The 26,456-nt window shown below is 55.5% G+C and carries 28 protein-coding genes and 1 other annotated feature; of the genes, 13 read left to right on the plus strand and 15 right to left on the minus strand.

Annotated features, from left to right (window positions below):
- Positions 1–47: 47 nt before the first annotated feature.
- Complete coding sequence (locus FOY96_RS09280; protein ID WP_032656704.1) at positions 48–791, minus strand: YciC family protein; 744 nt, start codon at positions 789–791, stop codon at positions 48–50.
- Positions 792–816: 25 nt separating this feature from the next.
- Positions 817–1,221, minus strand: coding sequence for a YkgJ family cysteine cluster protein (locus FOY96_RS09285; RefSeq protein WP_021240310.1), 405 nt, complete (start codon positions 1,219–1,221; stop codon positions 817–819).
- A 282-nt stretch (positions 1,222–1,503) separates the two neighbouring features.
- On the opposite strand from FOY96_RS09285, the gene ompW reads away from it, so the two are divergent.
- Entirely contained in the window at positions 1,504–2,136 is a 633-nt protein-coding gene (gene ompW, locus FOY96_RS09290) for an outer membrane protein OmpW (protein WP_023312086.1), read from the plus strand.
- A gap of 46 nt (positions 2,137–2,182) precedes the next feature.
- On the opposite strand, the gene FOY96_RS09295 is transcribed toward ompW, so the two are convergent.
- The 9 genes from FOY96_RS09295 to trpL form a co-directional block, all read right to left on the minus strand.
- A complete protein-coding gene (locus FOY96_RS09295; RefSeq protein ID WP_071891551.1) occupies positions 2,183–2,521 on the minus strand; it encodes a hypothetical protein in 339 nt (112 codons plus the stop codon).
- A gap of 126 nt (positions 2,522–2,647) precedes the next feature.
- Positions 2,648–2,881 (minus strand): sulfurtransferase-like selenium metabolism protein YedF, encoded by a 234-nt coding sequence (yedF, locus tag FOY96_RS09300; RefSeq protein ID WP_003856774.1) that lies wholly within the window; start codon positions 2,879–2,881, stop codon positions 2,648–2,650.
- Complete coding sequence (gene yedE, locus FOY96_RS09305) at positions 2,878–4,089, minus strand: selenium metabolism membrane protein YedE/FdhT (RefSeq protein WP_143346879.1); 1,212 nt, start codon at positions 4,087–4,089, stop codon at positions 2,878–2,880. The genes yedF and yedE overlap by 4 nt, the downstream gene beginning before the upstream one ends.
- 180 nt (positions 4,090–4,269) lie before the next feature.
- Positions 4,270–5,079, minus strand: a complete 810-nt coding sequence (gene trpA, locus FOY96_RS09310; RefSeq protein ID WP_143346880.1) for a tryptophan synthase subunit alpha — start codon at positions 5,077–5,079, stop codon at positions 4,270–4,272.
- Positions 5,079–6,272, minus strand: coding sequence for a tryptophan synthase subunit beta (gene trpB / locus FOY96_RS09315; protein WP_143346881.1), 1,194 nt, complete (start codon positions 6,270–6,272; stop codon positions 5,079–5,081). The genes trpA and trpB overlap by 1 nt, the downstream gene beginning before the upstream one ends.
- A 10-nt stretch (positions 6,273–6,282) precedes the next feature.
- Positions 6,283–7,641 carry a bifunctional indole-3-glycerol-phosphate synthase TrpC/phosphoribosylanthranilate isomerase TrpF gene (gene trpCF / locus FOY96_RS09320; RefSeq protein ID WP_143346882.1) on the minus strand — a complete coding sequence of 453 codons (1,359 nt, stop codon included), beginning with the start codon at positions 7,639–7,641 and terminating at the stop codon, positions 6,283–6,285.
- Between the two features lie 3 nt (positions 7,642–7,644).
- Positions 7,645–9,240: a bifunctional anthranilate synthase glutamate amidotransferase component TrpG/anthranilate phosphoribosyltransferase TrpD gene (trpD, locus tag FOY96_RS09325; protein ID WP_058841298.1), complete on the minus strand. Its 1,596-nt coding sequence runs from the start codon at positions 9,238–9,240 to the stop codon at positions 7,645–7,647.
- Positions 9,240–10,802 (minus strand): anthranilate synthase component 1, encoded by a 1,563-nt coding sequence (locus tag FOY96_RS09330; protein WP_087822730.1) that lies wholly within the window; start codon positions 10,800–10,802, stop codon positions 9,240–9,242. The genes trpD and FOY96_RS09330 overlap by 1 nt, the downstream gene beginning before the upstream one ends.
- 23 nt (positions 10,803–10,825) lie before the next feature.
- Positions 10,826–10,919 (minus strand) — a sequence feature (Trp leader region).
- Positions 10,896–10,940 (minus strand): trp operon leader peptide, encoded by a 45-nt coding sequence (gene trpL, locus FOY96_RS23260; RefSeq protein ID WP_106993556.1) that lies wholly within the window; start codon positions 10,938–10,940, stop codon positions 10,896–10,898. (Overlaps the previous feature by 24 nt.)
- A gap of 139 nt (positions 10,941–11,079) precedes the next feature.
- Between trpL and rnm the strand changes: the two genes are divergently transcribed.
- The 3 genes from rnm to rluB all read left to right on the plus strand — a co-directional run bounded on the left by rnm (position 11,080) and on the right by rluB (position 13,550).
- On the plus strand, positions 11,080–11,961 hold the full coding sequence (gene rnm, locus FOY96_RS09340; RefSeq protein WP_032656720.1) for an RNase RNM: 882 nt from the start codon (positions 11,080–11,082) through the stop codon (positions 11,959–11,961).
- Positions 11,958–12,578, plus strand: coding sequence for an L-threonylcarbamoyladenylate synthase (locus tag FOY96_RS09345; RefSeq protein WP_003856793.1), 621 nt, complete (start codon positions 11,958–11,960; stop codon positions 12,576–12,578). The genes rnm and FOY96_RS09345 overlap by 4 nt, the downstream gene beginning before the upstream one ends.
- A 96-nt stretch (positions 12,579–12,674) precedes the next feature.
- Positions 12,675–13,550, plus strand: coding sequence for a 23S rRNA pseudouridine(2605) synthase RluB (gene rluB, locus FOY96_RS09350; RefSeq protein WP_023312076.1), 876 nt, complete (start codon positions 12,675–12,677; stop codon positions 13,548–13,550).
- Between the two features lie 35 nt (positions 13,551–13,585).
- On the opposite strand, the gene cobO is transcribed toward rluB, so the two are convergent.
- Positions 13,586–14,176, minus strand: a complete 591-nt coding sequence (gene cobO / locus FOY96_RS09355) for a cob(I)yrinic acid a,c-diamide adenosyltransferase (protein WP_143346883.1) — start codon at positions 14,174–14,176, stop codon at positions 13,586–13,588.
- The gene (locus tag FOY96_RS09360; protein WP_143346884.1) at positions 14,173–14,934 is read right to left on the minus strand and encodes a YciK family oxidoreductase; all 762 of its coding nucleotides are present in this window, start codon (positions 14,932–14,934) and stop codon (positions 14,173–14,175) included. The genes cobO and FOY96_RS09360 overlap by 4 nt, the downstream gene beginning before the upstream one ends.
- Before the next feature lie 251 nt (positions 14,935–15,185).
- Between FOY96_RS09360 and sohB the strand changes: the two genes are divergently transcribed.
- Positions 15,186–16,232, plus strand: a complete 1,047-nt coding sequence (gene sohB / locus FOY96_RS09365) for a protease SohB (protein WP_048975113.1) — start codon at positions 15,186–15,188, stop codon at positions 16,230–16,232.
- Between the two features lie 34 nt (positions 16,233–16,266).
- Here the strand turns inward: sohB and FOY96_RS09370 are convergent, their stop codons facing one another.
- Positions 16,267–16,518: a YciN family protein gene (locus FOY96_RS09370; protein WP_023312072.1), complete on the minus strand. Its 252-nt coding sequence runs from the start codon at positions 16,516–16,518 to the stop codon at positions 16,267–16,269.
- A 399-nt stretch (positions 16,519–16,917) separates the two neighbouring features.
- Between FOY96_RS09370 and topA the strand changes: the two genes are divergently transcribed.
- From topA to acnA, 6 genes are all read left to right on the plus strand, one after another.
- Positions 16,918–19,515, plus strand: a complete 2,598-nt coding sequence (gene topA / locus FOY96_RS09375) for a type I DNA topoisomerase (RefSeq protein WP_033145741.1) — start codon at positions 16,918–16,920, stop codon at positions 19,513–19,515.
- A gap of 187 nt (positions 19,516–19,702) precedes the next feature.
- Positions 19,703–20,677, plus strand: coding sequence for an HTH-type transcriptional regulator CysB (cysB, locus tag FOY96_RS09380; RefSeq protein WP_024907120.1), 975 nt, complete (start codon positions 19,703–19,705; stop codon positions 20,675–20,677).
- Positions 20,678–21,015: 338 nt separating this feature from the next.
- The gene (locus FOY96_RS09385; RefSeq protein WP_213327741.1) at positions 21,016–21,156 is read left to right on the plus strand and encodes a YmiA family putative membrane protein; all 141 of its coding nucleotides are present in this window, start codon (positions 21,016–21,018) and stop codon (positions 21,154–21,156) included.
- A 2-nt stretch (positions 21,157–21,158) separates the two neighbouring features.
- Positions 21,159–21,329 carry a hypothetical protein gene (locus FOY96_RS22960; RefSeq protein ID WP_032656727.1) on the plus strand — a complete coding sequence of 57 codons (171 nt, stop codon included), beginning with the start codon at positions 21,159–21,161 and terminating at the stop codon, positions 21,327–21,329.
- Between the two features lie 138 nt (positions 21,330–21,467).
- Positions 21,468–21,566 carry a small membrane protein YmiC gene (ymiC, locus tag FOY96_RS23095; protein ID WP_032623144.1) on the plus strand — a complete coding sequence of 33 codons (99 nt, stop codon included), beginning with the start codon at positions 21,468–21,470 and terminating at the stop codon, positions 21,564–21,566.
- Between the two features lie 161 nt (positions 21,567–21,727).
- On the plus strand, positions 21,728–24,403 hold the full coding sequence (gene acnA / locus FOY96_RS09390; protein ID WP_143346885.1) for an aconitate hydratase AcnA: 2,676 nt from the start codon (positions 21,728–21,730) through the stop codon (positions 24,401–24,403).
- 37 nt (positions 24,404–24,440) lie between these two features.
- Here the strand turns inward: acnA and ribA are convergent, their stop codons facing one another.
- Positions 24,441–25,031, minus strand: coding sequence for a GTP cyclohydrolase II (gene ribA / locus FOY96_RS09395; protein ID WP_008501210.1), 591 nt, complete (start codon positions 25,029–25,031; stop codon positions 24,441–24,443).
- Positions 25,032–25,228: 197 nt separating this feature from the next.
- Between ribA and pgpB the strand changes: the two genes are divergently transcribed.
- Together pgpB and FOY96_RS09405 are read left to right on the plus strand one after the other, a co-directional pair.
- On the plus strand, positions 25,229–25,996 hold the full coding sequence (gene pgpB, locus FOY96_RS09400; RefSeq protein ID WP_143346886.1) for a phosphatidylglycerophosphatase B: 768 nt from the start codon (positions 25,229–25,231) through the stop codon (positions 25,994–25,996).
- Positions 25,997–26,144: 148 nt separating this feature from the next.
- A complete protein-coding gene (locus FOY96_RS09405) occupies positions 26,145–26,453 on the plus strand; it encodes a LapA family protein (RefSeq protein WP_023312067.1) in 309 nt (102 codons plus the stop codon).
- Positions 26,454–26,456 lie beyond the last annotated feature (3 nt).

Below are 26,456 nucleotides of genomic sequence, written 5' to 3' on the forward strand. Positions count from 1 at the left end.
CCATCTTCTGAGCGGGGCGGGAGGCAGCGATGCCGCCCGCCTCAGGATTACTGACGAATTAACATATACAGGCGGAACAGATAGACCAGCAGTACCGCTGAAATCAGGTTGCTCAGCGTATTCGCCACTACCGCACCAACATTTGGCGTTAATACCGCAAAATTCGGTGCAAACAACAGCAGGAGCGTTTTGGCGAGCAGCCAGCCGATCACGGCGGGAGCCACCAGACGCATATTCGCCCATGCCAGTCTGATGCTGCTGCGCATCGCGGTAAAAATCCCCATCTTATCTTGCACGACCATCACAGGCGCAAATGAGAGCACGATAGCCAGTAATACGCCCGGCACCACGACCAGCATAATCCCCATTTGCACCAGCATGGTGGTTAAAAAGATCAGGATAAACAGCTTAGGTAAGACTGGCGCACTCGCACCAATCGCCCGTAAGGCGCTGACCCGGTGACCCGCCGAGACCAGCTGAATCATCAGCAAAACGCCGCCCGCCAGAACCGCATTACCGATCAGGCCCGAGAACGTGGACGCGGCAGACGCCCGCAGCAGAATTTGCTGCTGCTCCGGCGTCATGTTTTGCACCAGTTCAAACAGCCCCACGCTTCCGGCAAGATGGTCGCCCTGGCTCAGGCTGGCAATCTGTTCTTCACTCGGTGAGAAGGCATGGCCCAGCACCACCGTGATAAAGGCACATAGCAACGCGATCAGTAAAAAGGTTATGAACTGATTGCGGAAAAAGTTTCCCGTGTCACGGTAGACAGACTTCGCCGTGATAGACATGCACTCTCCTTGAGTATTGCAGGTGTTAATTAGCCGGCAATTGTACACCGGATGCACCTGCTGTGGCAGCATCAAGGCTTGTATGGAAAAGCATATCTTTGTAAAGCGGCGGTAATCCAACGCGCGCCCGGGCGCGATTGCAGGCTTCGTTGACCTGGCCATCTTCCCCCGACATGGCAAATTCCCGACACGGGCTGGGCCGATCCTCATAAATGGAACACCGGGTAGAGACCCCGGGCTCACCCTGTAGCGCTACGCAGCGGGCCTGCTTTTGGTTTGTGCCGCTCATGCAGCGCAGAAAGGGCGTTAACGGCTCAGTAAGATGAACCGGAACGGTACCGCCGCCATCGCTGGCTTCGGCCCAGTAGAAAGAGACTCGAAAATACGCACAACAGGCTCCGCACGTCATGCACGGGTTAATGTCACTCATGGCACACCTGCAAAAGAAGAACGCATCAAATCAACTTGTGAGAGCGATAAATTATCCAGCCGTCAGAGGAAGAGCAAGAGGGGGAAAAGGGAAAATTTTGTAACCGTGAAATGCCAAAAATTGACATGGAAACAACTTATCGCTTTTGGATGTGTAACAAAAAATTAATCCAGATCAATGAATGTTAAGTTACTGGTTTTAATGTGATCTGTAGCAGATCACTTATTACTCATTTGTGAGTATATTCTCATCCGCGATTAAAACCACAACGATGGAGCGGATATGAAAAAATTAGCGGTGGCAGCCCTTGTATTAAGCAGTCTCTCTGGCGGCGCGTATGCGCATGAAGCAGGCGAATTCTTTATTCGTGCCGGTTCGGCTACGGTTCGCCCGACTGAAGGATCGGATAACGTGCTGGGTATGGGCGGTTTTAACGTCAGTAATAACACCCAGTTAGGGTTAACGTTCACCTATATGGCGACGGAAAACGTTGGTGTTGAGCTTCTGGCTGCAACGCCGTTCCGTCATCGCGTGGGTCTGGGCGCAACCGGTGATATCGCTACGGTTCACCATTTACCGCCAACGCTGATGGCGCAATGGTACTTTGGCGATGCCAGCAGCAAGGTGCGTCCTTATATTGGCGCCGGTGTGAACTACACCACCTTCTTTGACGAGAAGTTTAACGATACCGGTAAAGAGGCCGGTCTGACTGACCTCAGCCTGAAAGATTCCTGGGGCATGGCGGGGCAGGTCGGTCTGGACTATCTGATTAACCGCGACTGGTTGATTAACGCCTCGGTCTGGTACATGGATATTGATACGGACGTACGCTTCAAGGCGGGCGGTCAGCAGCAAAGTATCAATACTCGCCTGGATCCATGGGTGTTTATGTTCTCTGCGGGTTATCGTTTCTGATCCCCCGTCAAACTGGCCACAGGGTGGCCAGTTTGCTTTGCTCACTTCAAAACGACGGATAAACCGGCCGCTCATCAAGCTTTACGCAGTGCCTCAGGATATTTTCCCCATCATATAAATAGCTGAAAGCGTCGCTGGACAGGGAATGAAAAAGAATATCGCCGTTGGCAAACGGGATGATTTCGGTATCTCCCGCACGTTTATGTCCCGCACCGGTTTCAAAATGACCGTGCCATCGCTCCTGGGTATGGTCATAAACGTGCAGAATGACCTCGACAAGTCCTCTTTGCGGACAATTAAGGCGCAGGAAGGTAGAAGAGAAATTCAGGGGCAGCGCATGGAAGGGAATTAATAAGGCGAAAACCAGTAAAGCTCGTAAATACATCAAACCGCGAAAACCTCCTTCAAAAGGGAAGTGAGATTTTACTTAAGTCAAAGATCGCGTTTTTGCCGTGGATCAAGATGTCTTATAATTCAATGCGATAAAGGCCCCTCGCGAGGCCCTTAGCGATCATTTTTGAATCAAATAGCGAATGGTCGGGCCATCCTGCTGGATATCCAGCACCGTGTAGCCGTGGTTTTTCGCATCCAGCGGAATGTTGTTAATGGACTGCGGACAGTCGCTGACCACTTCCAGAATTTCCCCTTTTTTGAGCTGCGGTAGGGCTTCAAGCGTGGCAACAGCCGGATAAGGGCAGGGTTCACCGACCATATCCAGACGGTAATCGGGCACGATCTCTTTCATGCAGCATTCTCCTGGGGTTCTGTTTTAACACTCGCGCGACGGAAGAAACGTTTCTCCTGCGCGACAACCAGTAAAAAAGCGACCAGCAGCAGGGCATAGGTGACCAGCAGGCCGCCGAGAGGGCCGAAGGTGCTCAGCAGGTTGACCTTGTCCCAGCTCGTGGCAAGCGCCGGGGACAGATCGTCCCAGAAGTACGCCAGGATCGTCGAGCCGATAACATTTCCCAGCCCCACCCACCAGTAATGCACCTGACCTTCAACGGCGCGGTACATCCAGCCGGTTTCACACCCGCCAGCCAGCACTATACCGAAGCCGAACAGCAGGCCGCCAATCACCGCATTTGGGCCAGCCCACATGATTTTCGGTTCAACGCCCAGCTGAACATAGCTGAAGATACCGATGGCGCTGACCGCCATCCCGGCGATAATCGCCTTCGCCATCATCGTGCGGCCGGTGATCCACATATCGCGAAACGCGGAGGTAAAGCAGATCTGCGCGCGTTCAATGAGCAGACCAAAACCCACGCCGAACAGCATCGCCAGGCCGAGTTTGGGCTGATTCATCGCAGTGCAAAGCGCCCAGGCGACCATAGCCAAAAAGACCAGCATACCGAGGCGGAAACGGCGACGCGCCTGGTCCGGCTTCTGGGTTAACGGAGACGCTGCGCTGACTTTTGTCATTTTCACCGGAATGCGGAACAGCGGCAGCAGGGTGAATTTTGCACCGAAGTAAGAGCCGATGGCCGTGGCGACAGCAAAGAACCAGGCGTGAAGCGAAAACTGAGGAATACCCGTAAAGAAAGCGGCCAGGTTACAGCCCATCGCCAGACGGGCGCCAAACCCGGCAATGATACCGCCGACCACCGCCTGCATTATGCGAATCCGGCTTTTGGGCATACGCAACTTAACGTTGTTTGCCCACAGCGCCGCCGCGAAACAGCCGCCGAACATGCCGACGATCATCATTCCGTCGATGCGGGTTAGCGGCGTGCCGTCCAGATGAATGAGTTTAAAGTAACCCCACTCTTCGGTATGCACGCCAGCGAGCTGTAGCAATTGACCACCCCAGCGGGTGAACTCGCCGGTCACGGCCCAGAAGGTGCCGGTGATGCCGAAATAGTAGGTAGAGAGAATGCCTGCCGCGATAACGGCCGGGACAGGTGACCAGAACTTAACCAGGTAAGTCTGTTTGAAGGCGTGCCATGACATGAATAAGCCTCTGAACTCAGAAGGATTAAAGATAAAAAAGAGTCCAGATCATACGCTTGCACGCCAGAATGGAAAGCCATTCACGCCGAAAATATCGACGGGATCAATTTTGAGGTAATCCGTTGTAGAAGGTGGGGAAGGAAGGGTAACCGTCTGGCAGGGAGCCAGACGGTAGAGAGGTTATGCTTTGTGCGTCGCCGCTTTCATTGCGGTCACAAACGCTTTCAGCTCAGCCAGCATCTGCTCTGGCTTGTCCACGTTCTTCTCGATGATCTTCACAATTGCGGAGCCGGAGATGGCACCTGCCGCCTTCGCGTCAATCGCTGCGCTGACCTGATCCGGGGATGAAATCCCGAACCCCTGCAGCGGAGGCGCGGCATGATACTCGGCCAGCTTCTCCACCAGATGATGCAGAGGCAACGCCGCTTTATTCTCGGCACCGGTCACGCCCGCGCGGGAGAGCAGGTAGGTATACCCGCGTCCGTAAGAGGCAATCTGGCGCAGCAGGGCGTCATCGGCGTTCGGCGGGCAGATGAAAATCGGGGCGACGTTATGGCGCATGGCCGCCTGACGGAATGGCGCAGATTCCTCGACCGGCACGTCTGCCACCAGAACGGAGTCGACGCCCACGCGTGCGCACTCGGCGTAAAACTCATCGATACCGCGGTTGAACACTAGGTTGGCGTACATCAGCAAGCCGATCGGAATGGTCGGGTGCTTCTGGCGAATCGCCGCCAGCATCTCGAAGCACTGGGTCGGCGTCACCCCGGAGGCGAATGCGCGCAGCGTCGCATTCTGGATGGTCGGGCCATCCGCCAGCGGATCGGAGAACGGAATACCCAGCTCCAGCGCGTCGGCGCCGGCTTCAATCAGGGTGTCGATGATCTTCAGCGACTGTTCCGGGCCCGGATCGCCCAGGGTGACGAAGGGAACGAACGCGCCTTCCTGGCGGGATTTCAGCTCTGCAAATACGTTATCGTAGCGTTCCATCAGATTTCCCCTCGTGCTTTCAGAATATCGTGAACGGTGAAGATATCTTTGTCACCGCGTCCGGAAAGGTTCACCACCAGCAGCTGCTCTTTTTCCGGGTTTTCTTTCATCATTTTCAGCGCGTGCGCCAGGGCGTGGGAAGACTCCAGCGCCGGGATGATCCCTTCGCTGCGGCACAGCGTTTTAAAGGCTTCCAGCGCTTCGTCATCGGTAATGGAGACATAGTCCGCGCGGCCGGTACTGTTCAGGAACGCATGCTGCGGCCCGACGGACGGGAAGTCGAGGCCGGCAGAAATAGAGTAAGACTCTTCAATCTGGCCCTCATCGGTTTGCATCATCGGGGATTTCATCCCGAAGTAGATCCCCACGCGGCCATGCTTCAGCGGCGCGCCGTGTTCACCCGATTCAATGCCGTGACCGGCAGGCTCTACGCCAATCAGGCCGACGCTGGCGTCGTCGATAAAGTCTGCGAACATGCCGATGGCGTTAGACCCGCCGCCAACGCAGGCGATCACCGCATCCGGCAGGCGACCCTCTTTATCGAGGATCTGCGCTTTGGTCTCTTCACCGATCATGCGCTGGAATTCGCGCACGATAGTCGGGAACGGGTGCGGGCCCGCCGCGGTACCGAGCATATAGTGCGCGGTTTCATAGCTGCCAGACCAGTCGCGAAGCGCTTCGTTACAGGCATCCTTCAGCGTCGCGGAGCCGCTGTGCACCGGGATCACTTCTGCTCCCATCAGACGCATACGGAAGACGTTCGGAGACTGACGCTCAACGTCTTTCGCTCCCATATAGATGCGGCATTTCAGACCGAGCAGGGCGCTGGCAAGCGCAGAGGCCACGCCGTGCTGACCCGCACCGGTTTCGGCGATGATTTCGGTTTTGCCCATACGCTTCGCGAGCAGCGCCTGGCCCAGCACCTGGTTAGTTTTATGCGCGCCGCCGTGCAGCAGGTCTTCACGCTTCAGATACAGCGTGGTTTTGGTGCCTTCCGTCAGGTTGCGGCATTTGGTCAGCGCGGTCGGACGACCGGCGTAATTTTTCAGCAGGTCGGTAAATTCAGCCTGAAACGCCGGATCTTTCTGCGCGCTGACAAACGCTTCTTCCAGCTGGCGCAGCGCGGGCATCAGGATTTGCGGGACGTACATCCCGCCGAACTCACCAAAATACGGGTTAAGTAATGTCGTCATCTTCTCTTCCTTAATATGCACGCAGAGTTTTAAAAACCGAGGCCAGCTTGCTGGCATCTTTGATACCCGGTTGGGACTCTACGCCTGAATTGAAATCGAGGCCTGCGCAGCCGGTTTTAGCGGCTTCTACGCAGTTATCCGGGCTTAATCCGCCCGCCAGCAGGACGTTGTCTAGCTTTTCGCCGTTCAGCAGCGACCAGTCAAAACGCTGGCCGGTGCCGCCCTGGCCGTTATCGAGGACGTATCTGTCCACATGGTTCAGGTTACGCGAGGGCAACGTATCGCCAACGCTTTGTGCTTTCCAGATTTGCACCTGTGGTGCCAGCGCGGCGCGCAGGGTATCAATGTAGCGCTGGTCTTCACTGCCGTGGAGCTGCACCGCGCTCAGGGATAGCGCGTCGGCTTTTGCCGCAACGTCTGCAATATCTGCGTTGCGGAAAACGCCCACGTAGCCGAGCGGAGCCGATGCGATGACCTTACGCGCCTGCTCTTCGCTGACCGCGCGAGGAGAGGAGTCCACAAAGATCAGCCCGCCGTAAATTGCCCCCGCTTCATACGCGGCCTGGGCATCCTGTTCGCGGGTTAAGCCGCAGACTTTGTTCTCACCCAGCAGCACGCGCCGCACGGCCGCGTTGAGATCGTCATGCTCCATCATGGCCGAGCCAATCAGGAAACCGTTGGCGAAGTGGCTCAGCTCGCGCACCTGGGCGTAGCTGTTAATGCCGGATTCGCTGATCACCGTAACGCCAGACCCCAGACGCGGCGCCAGCTGACGGGTACGGTTAAGGTCAATGGACAGGTCACGCAGATCGCGGTTGTTAATGCCGACCACTTTGGCTTCCAGCGCAATCGCGCGCTCCAGCTCCTCTTCATTGCTCACTTCGGTCAGCACGCCCATGTTCAGGCTGTGCGCCACGGCGGAAAGCTGGCGATACTGCTCGTCGTCGAGCACTGAGAGCATCAGCAGGCAGGCGTCGGCCTGGTAAAAACGCGCCAGCCAGATCTGATACGGGTCGATAATAAAGTCTTTGCACAGGATCGGCTGCGGCGCGATGCCGCTGACGATCGGCAGAAAATCGAAGCTGCCCTGAAAATATTTCTCATCCGTCAGCACGGAGATGGCTGACGCGTGATGCTTATAAATGCCGCCAATACGCGCCGGGTCGAAATCGTCACGAATAACGCCTTTGGACGGGGACGCTTTTTTGCACTCAAGAATAAACGCGGTGCGCGTCCCCCGCAGGGCGTCATAGAAACGACGGCTGCTCGGGACGACGTCATTCTGGAAACTGGCAAGCGGCTGCTGTTGCTTGCGGGCTTCCACCCAGATGGCCTTATCGGCAACGATTTTCGCTAAAACGGTCTGCATTCTTTACCCTCTTGCCGCAAGTGCGGTAACGCGATCGTAAGCTGCACCGGAGCGCAGTACATCCAGAACTTTTTGAACGTTGGCCTTCAGGTCTTCCTCACCGTGCAAACGCATCAGCATGGCGACGTTGGCAGCAACGGCGGCCTCATGGGCAACCTCTCCTTTACCTTGTAATAAGCGCGTGAGAATGTCACGGTTTTCTTCCGGCGTACCGCCTGCCAGCGCTTCCTGATGGTATGGCGCAAGGCCGAAGTCGGCAGCGTCCAGCTGATAGCTCAGGATTTCGCCGTCGCGCAGTTCGGCCACCAGCGTTGGCGCATGAAGAGAAACCTCATCCATACCGCCGCTGTGCACCACGGCGGCACGCTGATAACCCAGCACGCGCAGCGTCTCGGCAATCGGCAGTACCAGCTCAGGGCTGTAAACGCCAATCAGCGCCAGCGGCGGATGAGCCGGGTTGATCAGCGGGCCGAGCACGTTAAACAGCGTGCGGGTTTTAAGCTGCTGACGAACCGGCATCGCGTGGCGGAAACCGGTGTGATACTTCGGCGCAAACAGGAAGCAGACGCCCAGGTCATCCAGCGCTTCACGGGAACGCTCGGCGTTCATATCGAGGTTAATACCGAATGCGGCGAGCAGATCGGAAGAACCTGACCGGCTGGAAACGCTGCGGTTACCGTGCTTCGCGACCTTCAAACCACACGCCGCCGCCACGAAGGCGCTGGCGGTGGAGATATTGATGCTGTTACTGCCGTCACCGCCGGTACCGACGATATCCGCAAACTGATAGTCCGGGCGCGGGAACGGGGCGGCATTTTCCAGCAGGGCCGTAGCGGCACCGGCGATCTCCTGCGGGCTTTCGCCGCGCACCTTCATGCTCACCAGCGCGGCTGCCAGCTGTTCAGGCTTCAGCTCGCCGCGAACCACGGCGGAGAAGAGCTGATGGCTCTCCTGCTGGCTCAGGGTCTGCGCCTGATACAGTTTTTCCAGAATCGGCTGCAGGGTATTGGTCTGCTCCAGCTTCTGTAACGCCCAGTCCAGCGTCTGCTCCAGCAGGCGGGCGCCGTGGGAGGTCAGGATCGATTCCGGGTGGAACTGCAGGCCGCAGACGCGGTCCGCATCGTGGCGCACCGCCATCACCATGCCTTCAAACGAGGCGTTGATCGTCAGCCCGGCGGGAATATTGCTGCCAACCAGCGAGTGATAGCGCGCGACCGGGAGCGGGTTCGGCAGGCCGGCAAACATCGCCTGGCCGTCATGTTCAATGCTGGACGCTTTACCGTGCAGGATCTCACCCGCCTGGCCAACGTAGCCGCCATAGGCTTCAACGATCGCCTGATGGCCGAGGCAGATGCCGACGATCGGCAGTTTGCCGCGCATACGGGTCAGCAGCTCCGGCATACAGCCGGCTTCACTCGGTGCGCCTGGCCCCGGGGAGAGCATCAGCACCGGGTTTTGCATGGTGGCCAGACGGTCAATCAGGGTCTGCGCAGGAACGTGGTTGCGGTAGATAACGACGTTATGGCCATTCGCACGCAGCTGATCTGCCAGGTTATAGGTAAAGGAGTCGATATTATCGAGCAGCAGAATGTCAGCCATCAGAAAATCTCCTGTGCATGGTGTGCGGTAGCAATGGCGCGAAGGACCGCACGGGCTTTACTGCGCGTTTCGTCAGCTTCAGACTGCGGAACAGAATCAAGGACAATCCCGGCACCCGCCTGAACGGTGGCAATACCGTCTTCAACATAGGCGGAGCGGATTACGATGCAGGTGTCGAGATCGCCGTGGGCGGTGAAGTAACCCACCGCGCCGCCGTAGCTGCCGCGACGGCGTCCTTCGGCGGCGGCAATCAGCTGCATGGCGCGCACTTTCGGCGCGCCGCTCAGGGTGCCCATGTTCATGCAGGCGCGGTAGGCGTGCAGCACGTCGAGATCGTGGCGCAGCTCGCCGACCACGCGGGAGACCAGGTGCATCACGAACGAATAGCGGTCGACTTTGGTCAGGTCCGCCACGTAGCGGCTGCCTGGGGTGCAAATGCGTGCCAGATCGTTACGCGCCAGGTCAACCAGCATCAGGTGCTCGGAGAGTTCTTTGTGGTCGGTACGCATTTCAAGTTCGATGCGGCTGTCCAGATCGCGGTCCAGCGAGCCATCGGCGCGACGCCCGCGCGGACGGGTTCCGGCAATCGGGTAGATCTCAATCTGACGGCTGGTGGCATCGTACTTCAGCGAGCTTTCCGGCGAGGCGCCGAACAGCGTGAATTCGTTGTCCTGCATGAAGAACATGTACGGGCTTGGGTTACTCTTTTTCAGCACGTCGTAGGCTGCGAGCGGCGACGGGCAGGGCAGCGAGAAGCGACGGGACGGCACGACCTGGAAAATTTCCCCGGCGCGAATCGCTTTTTGCATCTGGCGAACCACGGCGCCGTACTGATCGTCAGTCTGGTTAACGTCGCAGGTCATTTTCTCCACGCGCTGCACCGGCAGCGCGGGCGGCGCTTCCGTCATCTGCTGCTGCAGCTGAGCGATGCGGTGCTCAAGACGGTTTTTCTCAGCGGCAGACGGCGTGAACAGGCTTGCCTGGATGCGGGTGTATTGCTTCTGGTGGTCGATCACCAGCAGAGTTTCAGCCAGATAGAAGCAATAATCCGGGCAGCGATTACCCTGCTCGGTTTCCGGCAAATCTTCAAAACCGGCAACCAGGTCGTAAGCAAACAGCCCGCCGAAGAACATCGCTTCACGCTCGTCTTGCGGCACGGTGACCAGATTCTGCAGCAGGCGGAAGGCATCGAAAACGGACAGGGAGCAGAGGCGCGCGTCTTCGTCCAGCAGCTGGCTCACCGGCGGGAAATGCAGAATGCGCATTTCTGGATGATGTTCGTTTTCAATGCCTGAAGGCAGGGCGGCATCCAGCAGCGGCAGCAGCGATGCGCCATTGTCTGATAATGCCTTGATGGTGACAGTGTCACCTAAAGCGGTAATGCGCAGCGCGCTATCGACCAGCAGCAGGCTTTTGAGATCGTCCTTGCTGTCGATATCCGCCGATTCCAGCAGCAGCGTTGCCGGACGTGCCCCGCACACCTGATGAAACAGCGCGGTCGGGTTGTGGCGATAGGCCGCCTCGCAGGTCAGCAGTTCGAGATGAGGTTTGGCTGTTTGCATGTTGTTGTTCTCATATTTTGTTCAAAAAAAAGCCCGCTGGGTAGCGGGCGGGTATCTGTTTGCATTTCGCAGACGCGTGACACTGCCCGAAGATCAGGAAGTGCGCCACCAGCCGTGCAGAGTGAAATGTGCTGTCATTTTCAGATACCTTTCTCGTGTGAACTTGCGTACTAGTTAACTAGTTCGATGGCGAGTTGTCAACCCTTGATTTCAGAATTTCACGTTAAGTCGGTATCATGGTGTTTTCGGATGTCTCCAACCTGTTATGGGAAGTGCTTTGAGCGATACCACCTACGCCATTATTTATGATTTACACAGCCATACTCAGGCCTCTGATGGCCTGCTGACACCCGAAGCCCTGGTTCATCGCGCCGTTGAAATGCGTGTCGGCACGCTGGCGATAACCGATCACGATACGACAGATGCCATTCCGGCGGCGCGCGCCGAGATCGCCCGCAGCGGGCTGGCGCTGAATCTGGTGTCCGGCGTCGAGATCTCGACCGTCTGGGAAAACCATGAGATTCATATTGTTGGCCTGAATATCGATATAGACCATCCGGCACTTACGGCATTTTTGCAAGAACAAAAAACGCGCCGCAATCAGCGCGCAGAGATGATCGGCGAGCGTCTGGAAAAGGCGCATATTCCGGGCGCGCTGGAAGGCGCGCAAAAGATGGCGAACGGCGGGGCGGTCACCCGCGGTCATTTCGCCCGTTTTCTGGTCGACGCGGGCAAAGCGACGACTATGGCGGACGTCTTTAAAAAGTATCTGGCGCGCGGTAAAACCGGATACGTTCCGCCACAGTGGTGTACAATAAAACAAGCTATTGATGTGATTCATCATTCTGGCGGTAAGGCCGTGCTGGCCCATCCTGGGCGGTATAATCTTTCTGCTAAATGGCTGAAAAGGCTGCTGGCACACTTTGCCGAATGCGGTGGCGAGGCGATGGAAGTCGCCCAGTGTCAGCAGGCGCCCAACGAGCGCGCGCAGCTCGCGACCTATGCCCGCCAGTTCGGCCTGCTTGGGTCACAGGGCTCTGATTTCCATCAGCCCTGCGCGTGGATCGAACTGGGGCGCAAGCTCTGGTTGCCTGCTGGCGTTGAGCCGGTCTGGCAGCTCTGGGAACAGCCGCAGCAAATTGAAGAGAGGGAAGTATGAGTCAGTTTTTCTATATCCATCCGGATAACCCGCAGCCACGTCTGATCAACCAGGCCGTGGAGATCGTCCGCAAAGGCGGCGTGATTGTCTACCCGACCGATTCAGGCTACGCGCTGGGCTGTAAAATTGAAGATAAAGGGGCAATGGAGCGCATTTGCCGTATTCGCCAGCTGCCGGACGGCCATAACTTTACCCTGATGTGCCGCGATCTCTCTGAGCTATCGACCTATGCGTATGTTGATAACGTGGCGTTTCGCCTGATTAAGAACAACACGCCCGGTAACTACACCTTCATCCTGAAGGGCACGAAGGAAGTACCGCGTCGTCTGCTGCAGGAGAAACGCAAAACCATCGGCATGCGCGTGCCGTCGAACCCGATTGCGCAGGCGCTGCTGGAAACCCTCGGTGAACCGATGCTCTCCACCTCGCTGATGCTGCCCGGAAGCGAGTTTACCGAGTCCGATCCGGAAGAGATCAAAGATCGCCTGGAGAAGGTGGTCGAGCTGATTATTCACGGCGGCTATCTCGGCCAGCAGCCGACCACCGTGGTCGACTTAACCGAAGATGCACCGGAAGTGATTCGTGAAGGCGTGGGTGACGTAAAGCCTTTCTTGTAAAGGTATAAGCAGATATACTACGCGGCCATCAAAGCAGGGCTCAGCCCTCTTTTGACCTGATTCGACGCCTGTGAAGGCGACACCTGAGGAAGCTCAATGAGCGAGAAGTTACAGAAAGTGCTGGCGCGTGCCGGCCACGGTTCACGCCGTGAAATCGAAGCCATTATTGAAGCGGGCCGCGTGAGTGTGGACGGTAAAATCGCCACGCTGGGTGACCGCGTAGAAATCGTACCGGGGCTGAAGATCCGCATCGATGGTCATCTTATCTCCGTTAAAGAGTCCGCTGAACAGATCTGCCGCGTACTGGCTTACTACAAGCCGGAAGGCGAGCTGTGCACCCGCAACGACCCGGAAGGTCGTCCGACGGTGTTTGACCGTCTGCCTAAACTGCGTGGCGCTCGCTGGATTGCCGTCGGCCGTCTGGACGTGAACACCTGCGGTCTGCTGCTGTTTACTACCGATGGTGAACTGGCAAACCGTCTGATGCACCCAAGCCGTGAAGTGGAACGTGAATACGCGGTGCGCGTATTTGGCCAGGTTGACGAAAATAAACTGCGCGATCTGTCGCGTGGCGTTCAGCTTGAAGACGGTCCTGCGGCGTTCAAAACCATCAAGTTTACCGGTGGGGAAGGCATTAACCAGTGGTACAACGTGACCCTGACCGAAGGCCGTAACCGCGAGGTGCGTCGTCTCTGGGAAGCGGTAGGCGTGCAGGTTAGCCGCCTGATCCGCGTTCGTTACGGCGACATTCTGCTGCCGAAAGGTCTGCCGCGCGGGGGTTATACCGAACTGGATCTGACCCAAACCAACTACCTGCGCGAGCTGGTTGGCCTGACGCCGGAAACCACCTCAAAAGTGGCGGTGGAAAAAGATCGTCGTCGCATGAAGGCGAATCAGATCCGTCGCGCGGTGAAGCGCCACAGCCAGGTGAGCAGCAGCCGCCGCTCCGGCAGCCGTAACAACAACGGTTAATATTAAAGCCCGGTGAACGCACCGGGCTTTTTTCTTTAGTAATCAATTCCAATTTGCGCTTTGATGCCTGCATCAAACGCATGTTTGACCGGACGCAGCTCGCTGACGGTATCGGCCATCTCCAGAATATCCCGATGACATCCGCGCCCCGTGACGATAACCGTCTGGTGTACAGGACGATTCTTCAGAGCATCCAGCACGGCTTCCAGCGGCAGGTAGTCGTAGGCGACCATATAGGTGATCTCATCCAGCAGAACCATATTCAGCGAGGGATTGGCCAGCATTCTCTTTGCATGCTCCCAGACGGCGAGACAGGCTGCAGTATCCGTTTCCCGGTTCTGAGTATCCCACGTAAACCCGGTCGCCATCACCTGAAACTCAACGCCGTGAGGCTCAAGCAAATTCCGCTCACCGTTGGGCCATTCGCCTTTGATAAACTGGATCACACCCACTTTTTGACCGTGTCCAACGGCGCGTGTCGCCGTGCCGAATGCGGCGGTGGTTTTCCCTTTTCCGTTGCCGGTAAAAACGATGACGATCCCACGTTCGTCCTGGGCTGCCGCGACGCGCGCATCGACCTGTTCTTTCAGACGCTGCTGGCGCTGCTGATGGCGTTCTTCACTCATTGCGAAATTCCTGGTTTACGTCCCGGCTGGGCGTCAAAGGTCATCCCGGTTTTGCGGCGGCTGTCGTCGCCCATCAGCCAGAGATAGAGCGGCATAATGTCTGCCGGGGTTTTCAGCTTCTGCGGATCTTCGCTCGGGAACGCGCTGGCGCGCATTTTGGTGCGCGTACCGCCCGGGTTAATGCAGTTTACGCGCAGATGGCGGTTCTGGTACTCCTCCGCCAGCACCTGCATCATGCCTTCGGTCGCGAATTTTGATACGGCATAGGCTCCCCAGTTTGCGCGTCCTTCACGGCCAACGCTGGACGAGGTAAAGACCAGTGACCCGGACTCGGATTTGAGTAATAAAGGAAGCAATGCCTGTGTGAGGTAAAAAGTGCCGTTGACGTTGACCTGCATCACCTGCTGCCAGATATCTGGATCCTGTTCATCCATCGGACGCACTTCACCTAGCAAACCGGCGTTATGCAGCACGCCGTCGAGTCTCGGATAGTGAGCGCTGATGCGCTGGGCTAATTCCTGGCACACCGCAGGCGTGCAGGTCAGTAAATCGAGCGTATACCACGGGGCCGGCGTGCCGCATACGGCCTCAATCTCCTGGGCGACGTTTTTCAGTTTTTCTTCGTTGCGCCCGATCAGAATGACGTTGGCGCCATATTCGGCGTATGTCAGGGCTGCCTCGCGGCCAATCCCGTCGCTGGCACCGGTGACAAGAATAATCCGGTTTTGCAGCAGATTTTTTTGCGGTTGATAATGCACGGTGACTCCTCAGGCGACCGGTGACGCAATGGCGCCTTTATGATGACTTTTCGGCTTTATGCCCGAATTAGCTTAATAATTCAATCAGTCTACAGGACGCATTACTGTAAAATTAACAATTTGCAAATATTTAAACTCCAGTCCGGGGATTCCTGAAGGCGGCTCGCAGAGGTAATGTCACGAGCGAGACGCATGGGCAGGGCTGTTGTACACTGCCGTGAAAGATTCGTGGTTAAATCAAGGTGAAACGCGTGGAATTACTTTCTCAATATGGGTTGTTTTTGGCCAAAATCGCGACGGTGGTGGTTGCCATTGCGGTGGTTGCCGTTCTGATTGCCAACCTGACGCAGCGCAAGCGTCAGCGTGGGGAGTTACGCATCACCCGCCTGAGCGAGCAGTATAAAGAGATGCAGGAAGAGATGTCTCTGGCGCTGCTTGATAGTCATCAACAGAAACTCTGGCAGAAAGCGCAGAAGAAAAAGCATAAACAGGAAGCCAAAGCGGCAAAGGCAAAAGCAAAGCTCAATGCGCCGCAGGATAAGGCCACGCCGCGCGTCTATGTGCTCGATTTTAAAGGCAGTATGGATGCGCATGAAGTGTCTTCTCTGCGGGAAGAAGTGACTGCCGTTCTGGCCGTGGCGACACCGCAGGATCAGGTTGTCGTGCGTCTTGAAAGCCCGGGCGGGGTGGTTCACGGTTACGGACTGGCCGCCTCACAGCTGCAGCGCCTGCGTGAAAAACAGATCCCGCTGACCGTTGCCGTGGATAAAGTGGCCGCGAGCGGTGGCTACATGATGGCCTGCGTGGCGGACAAAATTGTTGCCGCGCCGTTCTCCATTATTGGCTCGATCGGCGTGGTCGCACAAATTCCGAACTTTAACCGCTTCCTGAAAAATAAAGAGATTGATATCGAACTTCACACGGCGGGTCAGTACAAACGTACCCTGACGCTGCTGGGGGAAAACACGGAAGAAGGGCGTCAAAAATTCCGCGAAGATCTCAACGAAACGCATCATCTCTTTAAAGATTTTGTACACCGTATGCGCCCAACGCTCGATATTGAACAGGTCGCGACGGGCGAGCACTGGTACGGCGTCCAGGCGCAGGAGAAAGGGCTGGTGGATGAAGTCGGAACCAGCGACGATCTGCTGCTCAATCTGATGGAAGGCCGGGAACTGGTGGGCGTGCGCTTTACCCAGCGTAAGCGACTCCTTGACCGCTTTACCAACAGTGCGGCAGAAAGCGCGGACCGTCTGCTGCTGCGCTGGCTACAGCGCGGACAAAAACCGCTGCTGTAAACAAAAACGCGAGGCATATGCCTCGCGTTTTGCGTTAATCGACCAGGTGATATTTCTCTGAAAGCGTATGCGCCAGGTATTTGAACATGTTAAACACGGCGGTGCTTTTCGGGGTCGGTAAACCCTGTTCGTCAAGGAAGTATTCGCCGCTGAAAATCAGCACGCCATTACGCTGCTCTACCCCGGTGGCTTCAATGCCCGCCAGCGTATCTTCATGGTCACGGATAAGCTTGTTTGCTTCGATAAGCAGAGAGGCTCGGTCAATAGGTTGGGTCGTATTCTGCATAATCCACTCCTTAAACAGTGACAATAGTCTACGCCGAGGGCGCTTTGGGGGCAAATTTTCCCTGTAATGTGAGGGGATAAGGTGCAGGGTCCTGGCTGGCGGGATCTGCTTTTGCATGCTAATAAAGTTGCGTAACGAATTTTATCAGGTAGAGTGTGCGCTTTCGTCATTCTGGCAACAGAATTGCTTGACATTCAACCGGGAATTCGTCACGAATTACACGAGATGTGAGAAAAATACCCGAAAACTCAATCACCTGGGCGTCTTCTCATTAACGTCCGGTAAGTCAAAGGGGTTGATATCTCCTGAGGCAGTCGCAATATCATTGGCTCGTCGTCAGCGGAAGGGAAATCAACGTGCGGCGTATTCCTGGAAGAATTAAATTAGGTAAAGGTGAATATGGGTAAAGCTCTCGTCATCGTTGAGTCCCCGGCAAAAGCCAAAACGATCAATAAGTATCTGGGTAATGACTACGTGGTTAAGTCCAGCGTCGGTCATATCCGCGATTTGCCGACCAGTGGCTCAGCCAGCAAAAAGAGCGCAGACTCTACCTCCACCAAAGGGGCTAAAAAGCCTAAAAAGGATGAACGTAGCGCGCTTGTCAACCGCATGGGTGTTAACCCATGGCATAACTGGGATGCACAATATGAAGTGCTGCCCGGGAAAGAAAAAGTCGTTAACGAGCTGAAGCAGCTTGCTGAAAAAGCAGACCACATCTATCTCGCAACCGACCTTGACCGCGAAGGGGAAGCCATTGCGTGGCACCTGCGGGAAGTGATCGGTGGTGATGACAAACGCTACAGCCGTGTAGTGTTTAACGAAATTACGAAGAATGCGATTCGTCAGGCGTTTGAGAAGCCGGGCGAACTGAATATTGACCGCGTAAACGCACAGCAGGCTCGTCGCTTTATGGACCGCGTTGTGGGCTACATGGTCTCTCCACTGCTGTGGAAGAAGATTGCCCGTGGCCTGTCCGCAGGGCGTGTGCAATCCGTCGCCGTGCGTCTGGTCGTTGAGCGTGAGCGCGAAATTAAAGCCTTCGTGCCGGAAGAGTTCTGGGAAGTCGATGCCAATGTGACCACGCCGGGCGGTGACGCTCTGCCGCTGCAGGTGAGCCATCACAACGACAAGCCTTTCCGTCCAGAAAACCGCGACCAGACCATGGCCGCCGTAGCGCTGCTGGAAAAAGCACGCTATCAGGTGCTGGAACGTGAAGACAAACCGACCAGCAGCAAGCCGGGGGCACCGTTTATTACCTCCACGCTGCAACAGGCTGCAAGCACGCGTCTGGGTTATGGCGTGAAGAAGACCATGATGATGGCCCAGCGCCTGTATGAAGCGGGCTACATCACCTACATGCGTACCGACTCAACCAACCTGAGTCAGGACGCGGTCAGCATGGTGCGCGGCTACATCAGTGACAATTTCGGTAAGAAATACCTGCCGGAAAGCGCTAACCAGTTCGCCAGCAAAGAGAACTCTCAGGAAGCACACGAAGCGATTCGTCCTTCTGACGTCTCGGTGTTAGCGGAATCGCTGAAAGACATGGAAGCCGACGCGCAGAAGCTGTATCAGCTGATCTGGCGCCAGTTCGTGGCGTGCCAGATGACGCCAGCGCAGTACGACTCCACCACGCTGACCGTTGGTGCGGGTGAGTTCCGTCTCAAAGCGCGCGGTCGTATCCTGCGTTTCGACGGCTGGACGAAGGTGATGCCAGCGCTGCGTAAAGGTGATGAAGACCGAACGCTGCCGGCGGTAAATAAAGGGGATGAGCTCTCGCTGGTTGACCTCGTGCCAGCCCAGCACTTCACCAAGCCGCCTGCGCGCTTCAGTGAAGCGTCCCTGGTGAAAGAGCTGGAAAAACGCGGTATTGGTCGTCCGTCGACCTACGCGTCCATCATCTCGACGATCCAGGACCGTGGCTACGTACGCGTTGAAAACCGCCGTTTCTATGCGGAAAAAATGGGTGAGATCGTCACTGACCGTCTGGAGGCAAACTTCCGCGAGTTGATGAACTACGATTTCACCGCGCAAATGGAAGACAGCCTCGACCAGGTTGCCAGCCATCAGGCGGAATGGAAAAAGGTACTCGACAGCTTCTTCAGCGACTTTACCGACCAGCTTGAAAAAGCGGAGAAAGATCCTGAAGAGGGCGGCATGCTGCCTAACCAGATGGTTCTGACCAGCATCGACTGTCCAACCTGCGGCCGCAAGATGGGGATCCGCACAGCAACCACGGGCGTATTCCTTGGCTGCTCCGGCTATGCGCTGTCACCAAAAGAGCGCTGCAAAACCACCATCAACCTGGTGCCTGAGAACGAAGTTCTCAACGTGCTGGAGGGTGACGATGCGGAAACTAACGCTCTGCGTGCCAAACGCCGCTGCAAGAAATGCGGCACGGCAATGGACAGCTACCTGATCGATCCAAAACGTAAGCTGCACGTCTGCGGTAATAACCCAACGTGTGACGGGTATGAGATCGAAGAGGGCGAGTTCCGCATTAAAGGCTATGACGGCCCGATTGTGGAATGCGAGAAGTGCGGCTCTGAAATGCACCTGAAAATGGGGCGTTTCGGTAAGTACATGGCCTGTACCAACGACGAGTGTAAAAACACGCGCAAAATTCTGCGTAACGGCGAAGTGGCTCCTCCGAAGGAAGATCCGGTTCCGCTGCCAGAACTGCCGTGCGAGAAATCCGACGCGTACTTCGTGCTGCGTGATGGTGCCGCAGGTGTCTTCCTGGCCGCCAACACCTTCCCGAAATCGCGTGAAACGCGCGCGCCGCTGGTGGAAGAGTTGCATCGCTTCCGCGATCGTCTGCCTGAGAAACTGCGTTATCTGGCCGATGCGCCACAGCAGGATCCGGAAGGCAACAAAACCGTGGTACGGTTTAGCCGTAAAACTAAGCAGCAGTATGTTGCGGCCGAGAAAGAGGGTAAAGCGACCGGATGGTCTGCCTTCTTTGTCGATGGCAAATGGGTTGAAGGCAAGAAATAATCTTCCCTTACCGTAACTTACCTGTAAAAGGGCCGGATTTCCGGCCCTTTTTTATTGCCTTGTTATTATTTTTTGTTCCGTACTATACAGTCAGGCTATAAATGATATAGTGGTTATAGTTAACCTGTTTCTTATTATTAAATCGTCTTAAGCGATTGACCGCATGCGCTAAATCGGATGGTCTGGCATGAAATTACAGCAGCTTCGTTATATCGTTGAGGTGGTGAATCATAACCTTAACGTCTCTTCTACCGCCGAGGGGTTGTATACCTCGCAACCGGGCATCAGCAAACAAGTTCGTATGCTGGAGGACGAGTTAGGTATCCAGATATTTGCCCGCAGCGGTAAGCATCTCACCCAGGTGACGCCTGCGGGGCAGGAAATCATCCGCATTGCGCGTGAAGTCCTCTCCAAAGTCGATGCGATTAAGTCTGTGGCGGGAGAACACACCTGGCCGGATAAAGGTTCGCTGTATATTGCCACGACGCATACCCAGGCGCGCTATGCGCTACCCGGCGTTATCAAAGGCTTTATCGAGCGTTATCCTCGCGTCTCTTTGCATATGCATCAGGGCTCGCCAACGCAAATTGCTGAAGCCGTTTCCAAGGGGAATGCAGATTTTGCCATCGCCACCGAAGCGCTTCACCTGTATGACGATCTGGTGATGCTTCCATGCTATCACTGGAACCGTTCTATCGTGGTGACCCCCGATCACCCCCTGGCGGGCAAAGGGTCGGTCTCTATCGAAGAGCTGGCGCAATATCCGCTGGTAACGTATACGTTTGGCTTTACCGGACGGTCCGAGCTTGATACGGCCTTTAACCGGGCAGGGTTAACGCCGCGCATTGTCTTTACCGCGACGGACGCCGACGTGATTAAAACCTATGTGCGGCTTGGTCTGGGGGTGGGCGTTATTGCCAGCATGGCGGTGGATCCGGTGTCAGACCCTGACCTGGTGCGTCTTGATGCGCATGATGTTTTCAGTCATAGCACCACAAAGATTGGCTTCCGTCGCAGCACCTTCCTGCGCAGCTATATGTATGATTTTATTCAGCGCTTTGCCCCTCATTTAACGCGTGACGTGGTTGATACCGCCGTTGCATTACGCTCAAATGAAGATATTGAAGAGATGTTTAAAGACATCAAACTCCCCGAAAAATAATCACACCCGGTATCTTTCCCTTAGGGAAAGATACCGAAATAACGCCTCAAAGCTAAATTAGAATTATCATCATCTGCGTATCCCCTGTCATATAATGTCATTATCCATTTAATCCGTATGGTTATAATGTCGTGAATTGGCGACAAAAGTAGAAACTAATTTACGCCTTCGCAAATTTTTCTTTTCAATTATTTATTTCTGGTCAAAAGATTGAATATTTCATACCTTCCGGTGCGTAAATTCACTGGCTTTTCGGCTAAAGTTTCTTTAGGATTTATCTCAACAGATGATTAATTGTACCAATTGTTTGGTCCTAAATGATAAGCGATGTCGATTGTATGAGGTTAGCAATGCCTTCAGGAAGTGAAGAACCGCAAAGGGATCCTGCGCTCAAGCGTAAAGCCTGGCTGGCGGTCTTTCTCGTCTCTACCCTGTTTTGGGTGGTGGTTGCTCTCCTGGCCTGGAAATATTGGGGTTAAATATGGCAGTGACGGTACGTACAGAAACGGTAAAACAGATGTGTCAGCATCGTGACAACGGCCACAGAGGGCGTAAAGCACCTGCGACTGTTGTACCCGCGTCCTGGAAACTGACGCCGCAGCAGCAAGCGTTTATTGATGTGTTCGCAGAAGACGAACCCAAAAAACAATAATTTAGTTAATTGCGTAATGATGCAAATAGTCTGAATATCGACTCTGCACTTTCGTACTCTTTAATAAATACACATCAGCAATATAGCACTGAGGACTTACCTCGGAACTTTTAATAAATAATGCCTGGTGTCCCTATGATGAATAACATGACGTCTCACAAATACTGGTCATGGATCGGCGTTTTTACCGTGTCGATTCTGTTCTGGAGTCAGCTCATCTGGTTGGCCCTCCACTAAATTGTAAAACCTCGCTACGGCGGGGTTTTTTGTTTTTCCTTTCTGGACCAATCCTAAATTTATCAATTTGGGTTGTTATCAAAACGTTACGACATCTTTGTGTTATCTTTAATTACGGCCCTGATGATTGTCGGGGCATCTCTGTGATTAAGGAGGAGCTTATGTCGTTAACCCTACGCGAAGCCAGTAAGGATACGTTACAGGCAGAAAATAAAACCTGGCATTACTACAGCCTGCCGCTGGCTGCCAGAACGCTTGGGGACATTTCGCGTTTACCCAAGTCATTGAAAGTTTTACTGGAAAATCTGTTGCGCTGGCAGGACGGTGACTCTGTCACCCTCGATGATATCCAGGCGCTGGCAGGGTGGCTGGAAAATGCCCATGCCGACAGAGAAATCGCCTACCGCCCGGCCAGGGTGCTGATGCAGGACTTTACCGGTGTTCCTGCCGTCGTTGATTTAGCCGCGATGCGCGAGGCCGTTAAGCGTCTCGGCGGAGATACGGCAAAAGTGAATCCGCTTTCCCCCGTTGACCTCGTCATTGACCACTCCGTAACCGTTGACCGCTTTGGGGATGACGACGCCTTTGGCGAGAACGTGCGTCTGGAGATGGAGCGCAACCACGAGCGCTACGTGTTCCTGAAGTGGGGGCAGCAGGCGTTCAGCCGGTTTAGCGTGGTCCCGCCAGGGACCGGTATTTGTCACCAGGTTAACCTTGAATATCTGGGTAAAGCCGTCTGGAGTGAATTGCAGGATAAAGAGTGGGTCGCCTATCCGGACACGCTGGTGGGCACGGACTCCCATACCACCATGATCAACGGTCTGGGCGTGCTGGGCTGGGGCGTCGGGGGTATCGAAGCGGAAGCGGCCATGCTCGGCCAGCCGGTGTCCATGCTTATCCCTGACGTGGTGGGCTTCAAGCTCACCGGCAAGCTGTCTGAAGGCATTACCGCCACCGATCTGGTGCTCACCGTCACCCAGATGCTGCGTAAGCATGGTGTGGTGGGCAAGTTTGTAGAATTCTACGGGGATGGTCTGGATTCGCTGCCGCTGGCCGACCGCGCCACCATTGCCAATATGGCGCCGGAATACGGTGCAACCTGCGGCTTTTTCCCCATCGATGACGTCACGCTGGAATACATGCGCCTTAGCGGGCGCAGCGAAGAGCAGGTCGCGCTGGTGGAGGCCTATACCAAAGCGCAGGGCATGTGGCGAAACCCGGGCGATGAACCGGTCTTCACCAGCACGCTCGAACTCGATATGGGAAGCGTCGAGGCGAGCCTCGCCGGACCGAAACGTCCACAGGATCGGGTTGCGCTGAGTGACGTGCCAAAAGCCTTTGCCGCCAGCAATGCCCTTGAAGTGAACGTGGCGCAGAAAGATCACCGTCCGGTCGACTATGTTCTGAACGGACATCAGTATCAGCTCCCGGATGGCGCGGTTGTTATTGCGGCTATTACCTCCTGTACCAACACCTCGAACCCCAGCGTCTTAATGGCGGCCGGTCTGCTGGCGAAAAAGGCGGTAGAGCTTGGGCTAAAACCTCAGCCATGGGTCAAGGCCTCGCTGGCACCGGGTTCCAAAGTGGTATCGGATTACCTGGCGCAGGCCAAACTGACGCCGTACCTTGACGAACTGGGCTTTAACCTCGTGGGCTACGGCTGTACGACCTGTATTGGTAACTCCGGCCCGCTGCCTGAACCCATTGAAACGGCGATCAGGCAGGGTGACCTGACGGTAGGCGCGGTCTTGTCCGGTAACCGAAACTTTGAAGGGCGTATTCACCCGCTGGTGAAAACCAACTGGCTCGCCTCACCGCCGCTGGTTGTGGCATATGCCCTTGCAGGGAACATGAATATCAACCTGGCGACCGACCCGATTGGTCACGATCGCAAGAACGATCCTGTATACCTGAAAGATATCTGGCCATCTTCACGTGAAATCGCGCTGGCCGTTGAAAAGGTCTCAACCGAGATGTTCCGCAAAGAGTATGCGGAGGTCTTTGAAGGCACGCCGGAGTGGAAAACCATCAACGTCGTGGGCTCAGATACCTACGACTGGCAGGATGACTCGACCTATATTCGTCTGTCGCCGTTCTTTGATGAGATGCTGGCCGAGCCGGCACCGCTTAAGGATATCCACGGCGCGCGCATACTGGCGATGCTGGGAGATTCCGTCACGACCGACCATATCTCTCCGGCGGGGAGTATCAAAGCCGATAGCCCGGCAGGCCGTTATCTGCAAAGCCGGGGCGTCGAACGCCGCGATTTTAACTCCTACGGATCTCGTCGCGGTAATCATGAAGTCATGATGCGCGGAACGTTTGCCAACATCCGCATTCGTAACGAAATGGTCCCGGGCGTGGAAGGGGGCATGACGCGCCATCTGCCGGGGACGGAAGTCGTTTCGATCTATGATGCGGCGGTCAAATATCAACAGGAAGGAACGCCGCTGGCAGTGATCGCCGGGAAAGAGTACGGTTCCGGCTCCAGCCGCGACTGGGCGGCGAAAGGTCCGCGTCTGCTTGGCGTTCGCGTGGTCATCGCCGAATCGTTCGAACGTATTCACCGCTCGAATCTGATCGGTATGGGGATCCTGCCGCTCGAGTTCCCTCAGGGCGTGACGCGTAAAACGCTGGGACTGACCGGGGAAGAGCAGATTGAGATTAGCGGTCTGCAAAACCTGCAGCCGGGGAAAACGGTGCCGGTGAAGTTAACGCGGGCAGACGGGGAAACCGAGGTGCTGGATTGCCGGTGCCGTATTGATACGGCAACCGAGCTGACCTATTACCAGAACGACGGCATTTTACATTATGTGATTCGTAAGATGCTGGACTGATGAAACGAGCCCGGCACCCGTGCCGGGCTTTTTAGCATCACTCTTTCAGCAGATGGCCCATTTTGGCGGCTTTGGTATCCAGGTAGTGGGCGTTTTTCGGGTTTCGGCCGACAATCAGCGGTACGCGCTCGACGATGTTGATCCCCGCTTCGGTCAGGATCTCCACTTTTTTCGGATTATTGGTCAGGAGGCGAACTTCGTCCACACCCAGCAGTTTGAACATATCGGCGCACAAGGTGAAGTCGCGTTCGTCAGCGGCAAAGCCAAGCTGATGGTTTGCTTCAACCGTATCGTAGCCCTGGTCCTGAAGCGCGTAAGCGCGGATTTTATTCAGTAGACCAATATTACGACCTTCCTGACGGTGATAAAGCAACACTCCGCGGCCTTCTTCTGCAATATGAGACAGGGCGGCTTCCAGCTGGAAACCACAATCACAGCGCAGGCTGAACAGCGCGTCGCCGGTAAGACACTCTGAATGGACGCGGGACAGAACCGGCGTCTGCCCTGAAATGTCGCCATACACCAGCGCGACATGATCCTGTCCGGTTGCCAGTTCTTCAAAACCCACCATCAGGAAATCGCCCCATGGGGTTGGCAGTTTGGCTTCTGCCACACGTTTAAGCTGCATGTGATTCTCCAGAGTAGGCTGACACGTTTCGTGCCTTTGCCCTGTTTTGCTTTCTGTATCAGTTCATTTTGCCACAAGCTCAGCAGGTTCGCCTAATGGGCACCATGCTATATGAACGTTAAACGCACGATCCGACATATCCACCCGGAGGATTAATTTCAGTTATGATTGTGACGCTTAGCGAAAAAGGAGAAGACATGCTTTCAATCGCCAGACGTACGGCAGCAGGTGCGGCCATTTTACTGATTATGCCTCTGGCCGTATGGCTTTCAGGCTGGATGTGGCAGCCCGGGCAGAACGCCACGTGGCTGAAAACGTTATACTGGATAACGGAAACGGTCACCCAGCCGTGGGGGATTATTACCCACGTACTCCTCTGCGCCTGGTTTCTGTGGTGCCTGCGCTTTCGTCTGCGCACGGCGCTGATGCTCTTTGCGATCCTCGGGGGCGCTATCCTTGTCGGTCAGGGCGTGAAGTCCTGGGTTAAAGATCGCGTTCAGGAGCCGCGTCCTTTTGTCGTCTGGCTGGAAAAAACGCATCATGTTCCGGTAGATGAGTTCTACAATTTAAAGCGTAAAGATCGCGGCGCGCTGGTGAAAGAACAGCTTGCGGAACAGCAGGATATCCCTAAATTCTTGCGTAAACACTGGCAGAAAGAGACCGGGTTCGCGTTTCCTTCCGGTCACACCATGTTTGCGGCCAGCTGGGCGTTGCTGGGGGTTGGGCTGCTTTGGCCAAGGCGTCGAACGATTACTATCGTGATTTTACTGGTCTGGGCGACGGGGGTTATGGGCAGCCGCTTGCTGCTGGGGATGCACTGGCCGCGCGACCTGGTCGTCGCCACGCTCATCTCATGGCTGCTGATTATGATGGCGACCTGGCTCACTGAACGATTCTGCGGCCCGCTAACGCCACCGCCAGAAGAGAAAGAAGAAATAGCCGAAAGGGACCAGACAGACGCCTGACGGTTGATATTCCGCATTTTGCCCATAGATCCATGACCTGCGCGTCACTTTTTCCGTTTCGCGCTCGTCGCTAAAATGGTAGTTTATAAGGCTGATTGCGGTGAATTGAACACACTTTATTCGCTTGAACCACATAACGGGAAGTAATGTGAAATATTTACTCATTTTCTTACTGGTATTGGCGATTTTTGTCATTTCAGTCACGTTGGGTGCACAAAACGATCAGCAGGTGACGTTTAACTATCTGCTGGCTCAGGGTGAGTATCGCGTCTCAAGCCTGCTGGCGGTCTTATTTGCTGCCGGCTTTGCCATTGGCTGGCTGGTTTGCGGTCTGTTCTGGCTGAAAGTCCGTGTTTCTCTTGCGCGCGCTGAACGTAAAATTAAGCGACTCGAAAATAACATTGCCCCTGCGTCTGACATTCCGGAAAGCTCTGGTGTGCCGGTCGTGAAGGAATAATCG

This window comes from Enterobacter asburiae, assembly GCF_007035645.1.
GTDB lineage: Bacteria > Pseudomonadota > Gammaproteobacteria > Enterobacterales > Enterobacteriaceae > Enterobacter > Enterobacter asburiae_B.

Excerpts from the sequence above, each read along its gene's own strand:
- FOY96_RS09280 (WP_032656704.1), bottom strand. The coding sequence starts at position 791 with ATGTCTATCACGGCGAAGTCTGTCTACCGTGACACGGGAAACTTTTTC.
- FOY96_RS09285 (WP_021240310.1), bottom strand. The coding sequence starts at position 1,221 with ATGAGTGACATTAACCCGTGCATGACGTGCGGAGCCTGTTGTGCGTAT.
- ompW (WP_023312086.1), top strand. The coding sequence starts at position 1,504 with ATGAAAAAATTAGCGGTGGCAGCCCTTGTATTAAGCAGTCTCTCTGGC.
- FOY96_RS09295 (WP_071891551.1), bottom strand. The coding sequence starts at position 2,521 with ATGTATTTACGAGCTTTACTGGTTTTCGCCTTATTAATTCCCTTCCAT.
- yedF (WP_003856774.1), bottom strand. The coding sequence starts at position 2,881 with ATGAAAGAGATCGTGCCCGATTACCGTCTGGATATGGTCGGTGAACCC.
- yedE (WP_143346879.1), bottom strand. The coding sequence starts at position 4,089 with ATGTCATGGCACGCCTTCAAACAGACTTACCTGGTTAAGTTCTGGTCA.
- trpA (WP_143346880.1), bottom strand. The coding sequence starts at position 5,079 with ATGGAACGCTACGATAACGTATTTGCAGAGCTGAAATCCCGCCAGGAA.
- trpB (WP_143346881.1), bottom strand. The coding sequence starts at position 6,272 with ATGACGACATTACTTAACCCGTATTTTGGTGAGTTCGGCGGGATGTAC.
- trpCF (WP_143346882.1), bottom strand. The coding sequence starts at position 7,641 with ATGCAGACCGTTTTAGCGAAAATCGTTGCCGATAAGGCCATCTGGGTG.
- trpD (WP_058841298.1), bottom strand. The coding sequence starts at position 9,240 with ATGGCTGACATTCTGCTGCTCGATAATATCGACTCCTTTACCTATAAC.
- FOY96_RS09330 (WP_087822730.1), bottom strand. The coding sequence starts at position 10,802 with ATGCAAACAGCCAAACCTCATCTCGAACTGCTGACCTGCGAGGCGGCC.
- FOY96_RS09345 (WP_003856793.1), top strand. The coding sequence starts at position 11,958 with ATGAGTCAGTTTTTCTATATCCATCCGGATAACCCGCAGCCACGTCTG.
- rluB (WP_023312076.1), top strand. The coding sequence starts at position 12,675 with ATGAGCGAGAAGTTACAGAAAGTGCTGGCGCGTGCCGGCCACGGTTCA.
- cobO (WP_143346883.1), bottom strand. The coding sequence starts at position 14,176 with ATGAGTGAAGAACGCCATCAGCAGCGCCAGCAGCGTCTGAAAGAACAG.
- FOY96_RS09370 (WP_023312072.1), bottom strand. The coding sequence starts at position 16,518 with ATGCAGAATACGACCCAACCTATTGACCGAGCCTCTCTGCTTATCGAA.
- topA (WP_033145741.1), top strand. The coding sequence starts at position 16,918 with ATGGGTAAAGCTCTCGTCATCGTTGAGTCCCCGGCAAAAGCCAAAACG.
- cysB (WP_024907120.1), top strand. The coding sequence starts at position 19,703 with ATGAAATTACAGCAGCTTCGTTATATCGTTGAGGTGGTGAATCATAAC.
- FOY96_RS09385 (WP_213327741.1), top strand. The coding sequence starts at position 21,016 with ATGAGGTTAGCAATGCCTTCAGGAAGTGAAGAACCGCAAAGGGATCCT.
- FOY96_RS22960 (WP_032656727.1), top strand. The coding sequence starts at position 21,159 with ATGGCAGTGACGGTACGTACAGAAACGGTAAAACAGATGTGTCAGCAT.
- ymiC (WP_032623144.1), top strand. The coding sequence starts at position 21,468 with ATGAATAACATGACGTCTCACAAATACTGGTCATGGATCGGCGTTTTT.
- acnA (WP_143346885.1), top strand. The coding sequence starts at position 21,728 with ATGTCGTTAACCCTACGCGAAGCCAGTAAGGATACGTTACAGGCAGAA.
- ribA (WP_008501210.1), bottom strand. The coding sequence starts at position 25,031 with ATGCAGCTTAAACGTGTGGCAGAAGCCAAACTGCCAACCCCATGGGGC.
- pgpB (WP_143346886.1), top strand. The coding sequence starts at position 25,229 with ATGCTTTCAATCGCCAGACGTACGGCAGCAGGTGCGGCCATTTTACTG.